This is a genomic window from Caballeronia sp., from assembly GCF_028292365.1.
Lineage (GTDB): Bacteria > Pseudomonadota > Gammaproteobacteria > Burkholderiales > Burkholderiaceae > Caballeronia.
The window spans coordinates 1-3,298 of record NZ_JAQGMM010000159.1 but is presented as its reverse complement, the minus strand read 5'-3'; the positions used below and the strand labels follow the sequence as shown (position 1 = coordinate 3,298).

Genomic DNA, 3,298 nt, shown 5'->3' with positions numbered 1-3,298 from the left:
GTCAGGAAGGTGGTGAGCCAGACGAGCTTGCGAAATTTGTTGTCGTCGGCTTTCACCCACACGTACGAAAGCGGCAACAACGCAATGCAGATGCCGATCAACCCGAGTTGTAAAACGTAAGTCATGCGTGCACTGTCCTCAACTTCAACTCGTCTTCAACTAGCGTTCAACCGATCCGCGACCACTTCAGCAGCTTCGCCAGATCCGCCTTGATCTTCTCCGGCTCCGGATTCTTCGGGAACCGCATCATGAGGTTGCCATTGGGATCGACCAGGAAGATGTGATCGGTGAGTTGTGAATCAGCGCCCGCCGGCAACCACGCCGCCACGGCTTTGGGGTCGGCGGCGACCAGCATGCGCGTGTCAGGTTGCGGATAAGCCGTGCGGATCACATTCGACACCGCTTTGTCGTCGGTACGAAGCCAGACGTTGACCACTCGATCGCGTTCCGCCCCTTGCAGCACGCGCACCTGCCGCATGAAGAACAGACGCGTGACGCACTGTTCGTTGCAGTCGCTGCTGTTGACCGTGACCATCAGCCATTTACCGCGTAAGGCGGTGAGCGGCATCGGCTTGCCTTGTTCGTCGGTGACGGCGAGTTGGTCGGGAATCGGCCGTTGAGGCTCGATCAGCGCACCGTAGCTCGTGGTGCCACCGGTGGGCTTGACCACGTAGTACATAAAGTAGGACGCGAGGACCGGCGCGGCGCAAACGGCCGCGAGCAGGATCAACATCCAGCGCCCCTTGTTCCATGAACCGGGCGTGCGTTCCTGCTGCTGGGCACGCGCCTTGTGAACGGCAGACGCGGACGGTCGGGGAGTTTGCATGGACAAAATGTTGCCTCTATTCGTTTGCGGCATCGCGTACTCAATTTTCACGCGATGCAATCATTCAAGCGCGGGGCGCCTGCTTCTTGGCGAACACGCCGAGGTCCGTTGCCGGCCCAATTCGCCGTGCCCGACGTTGCTCGAGGTTAGTAGGGTATCGGATCGAACCCGCGAATCAAGCCCGCGGATCAGACCTTCCTATCGAGTGGTTCGGGCGCACTCTGCCCGTCGTCTTTCTTTCCTTCGTTCTTCGCCGCGCGCCTCGCGGCGTATAGCCCGAACCCTAGCGCGGCAAGCGCCATGCCCCACCACTGCAGCATATAGCCGTAGTTGGTATCCACACCCATGGTCGGCGCCGGCCAGTCACGCACCAGTTTGTCACCGCTGTTGTTCAATTGCTGGATCACAAACGGTTGCAGCGGTAAACCCGTTTCGGCGGCATAGGCGGCGACATCGAGATTCTGCCGAATCTTTTGCTGCGCCGCGGAACCGCCATGCCCCAGCTCAAAAGCCTGCGACGCGTTCGCCCGCGCAATGCCTTCAATCTCGACTTCACCGGGCGGCGTGTCATACGGTTCAATGCCCGTGCGGTCCACCAGATTACGGGGCAACCAGCCGCGATTTACCAGCACCACCCCGCCGTCGCTGAGCTTGAGCGGCATCACGACGTAGAAACCCGGCTGGTCGTTATAGGGCCGGTTGTCGAGATAAACAACCCGATCGGGCATGAATGTGCCACGCGCCAGCACACGATGAAAATTGATGTCCTTCAACGCAATCGGCGTCGCGCCCACGCGCTGCACCGGCGCATTTTCAAACGCGACAATCTGCGCGTTCAACTGCTCTTTCTGATGCGCGCGGTCCCGTTGCCAGAAGCCAAGCCGCACCGTAACCGCCATGACGATCAGGATGATCAGCGCCGGCCAGAAGCGAATTTTCATACCGCGTTTCCACCGACGAAAACCTGAACGCCCACGCGGCATGTTACCTGCGGTGCGATAATCGAAGGATCGAACTTTCTAGGCCAACTGGCTGTTTTCATGCACATATTCGTTGCCATTGCATTCATTCTCATCATCGCGAGCCTGGGTTCGGCGCTGTACTTCATGATGACCGACAAGGGCAAGACCAAGCGCATGGTGTGGTCACTCGCCATGCGGGTCGGGTTGTCGATCTCGCTGTTCCTCTTCATCCTGTTCGCCCATTGGATGGGCTGGATTCAGTCCACTGGGATTCCGCTCGGACGCTGAAAATCGTCTAAGTACCGTCTGAATAAATGTCTTAAGTTACGCGAAAGTTGGGCTTTCCGGCAGCTCGAAGGTTCGCCCTGGGTCGCGGAATACTAGCGGGCCGTAGCGCTCAACGCTGCGACAAAACCGCGCAGGAAACTCCTTCCTCAACCTCTCGACAAGCCGCATTCAAAAGCAAAAACGCCGCCCGAGTCAGGTCGAGGCGGCGCTTTGCAAAGCATCTTTTTCAATCGACTTCGTTTCAAACCACTTCAGGCCATCCAGGCAGACCAGACGCGAGTGGGTCAATCCGTCGCAGCCGCCCAGCTGAGCGCTATCTGACTACTTACAACCAGTACACGACCACGTACAGTCCGAGCCACACCACGTCCACGAAGTGCCAGTACCACGCGGCGCCTTCAAACGCGAAATGATGCTCCGCTGTGAAGTGCCCGCGAATGACACGCACGAGAACGACGGTGAGCATCGTGCCGCCGAGAAACACGTGGAAACCGTGAAACCCCGTCAGCAGAAAGAACGTGGAGCCGTAGACGCCTGAAGCCAGCGTCAGGTTCAGCTCGTTGTACGCGTGGAAATATTCGTAGCCCTGGCAAAACAGGAAGCACAGACCGAGCAGCACGGTCGCGCCCAGCCAGATGATCGTTTTGTTCCGATGATTCTCGCGCAGTGCATGGTGAGCGACCGTCAACGTAGCGCCCGAACTGAGCAGCAACGCAGTGTTGATCGTCGGCAGCGGCCACGGCGTCATGGAGCGGAAGTGCGACACGAGTGCGGCGGGACCGTTGTTCGGCCACACGGCGGTGAAGTCCGGCCAGATCAGCTTGTAGTCGAGGCTGCCCAGTTCATGCAGCGCGATCTGGCGGGCGTAAAACAACGCGCCGAAAAAGGCCGCGAAGAACATCACTTCGGAGAAGATGAACCAGCTCATGCTCCATCGGTACGACAAATCCACGTTCTTGCCGTACATCCCGCCTTCGGATTCCCCGATGGAGTCTCCGAACCAGTGCCACAGCGTGTACAGCAGCCAAAGCAGGCCGATGACAAACGTGATCGGCGCCCATGGTTCACCATTGACCCACGACGCCAGTGAAGCCATCGAGATCAGCAGGCCGGTGGCGGCCATGATCGGATGCCTCGACGGCTGCGGGACGAAATAGTACGGGCTTTCGTTTTGACCGCTCATTATTGATTCTCCACTTCGATCCAGTTGCTTGAATTTTTT

At 58.6% G+C, this 3,298-nt stretch carries 4 protein-coding genes and 1 pseudogene; 1 reads left to right on the top strand and 4 read right to left on the bottom strand.

Annotation, left to right across the window (positions count from 1 at the left end):
* The 3 genes and pseudogenes from JWR14_RS09805 to JWR14_RS09795 all read right to left on the bottom strand — a co-directional run.
* A pseudogene (locus tag JWR14_RS09805) lies at positions 1 to 125 on the bottom strand (heme A synthase); the annotation flags it as partial.
* Between the two features lie 41 nt (positions 126 to 166).
* The gene (locus JWR14_RS09800; RefSeq protein WP_299705183.1) at positions 167 to 826 is read right to left on the bottom strand and encodes a cytochrome C oxidase subunit I; all 660 of its coding nucleotides are present in this window, start codon (positions 824 to 826) and stop codon (positions 167 to 169) included.
* A 188-nt stretch (positions 827 to 1,014) separates the two neighbouring features.
* The gene (locus tag JWR14_RS09795; RefSeq protein WP_299705180.1) at positions 1,015 to 1,767 is read right to left on the bottom strand and encodes an SURF1 family protein; all 753 of its coding nucleotides are present in this window, start codon (positions 1,765 to 1,767) and stop codon (positions 1,015 to 1,017) included.
* 99 nt (positions 1,768 to 1,866) lie between these two features.
* On the opposite strand from JWR14_RS09795, the gene JWR14_RS09790 reads away from it, so the two are divergent.
* Entirely contained in the window at positions 1,867 to 2,076 is a 210-nt protein-coding gene (locus tag JWR14_RS09790) for a twin transmembrane helix small protein (RefSeq protein ID WP_047895574.1), read from the top strand.
* Between the two features lie 325 nt (positions 2,077 to 2,401).
* Here the strand turns inward: JWR14_RS09790 and JWR14_RS09785 are convergent, their stop codons facing one another.
* Positions 2,402 to 3,259 (bottom strand): cytochrome c oxidase subunit 3, encoded by an 858-nt coding sequence (locus tag JWR14_RS09785; protein WP_299705173.1) that lies wholly within the window; start codon positions 3,257 to 3,259, stop codon positions 2,402 to 2,404.
* Between the last annotated feature and the right edge of the window lie 39 nt (positions 3,260 to 3,298).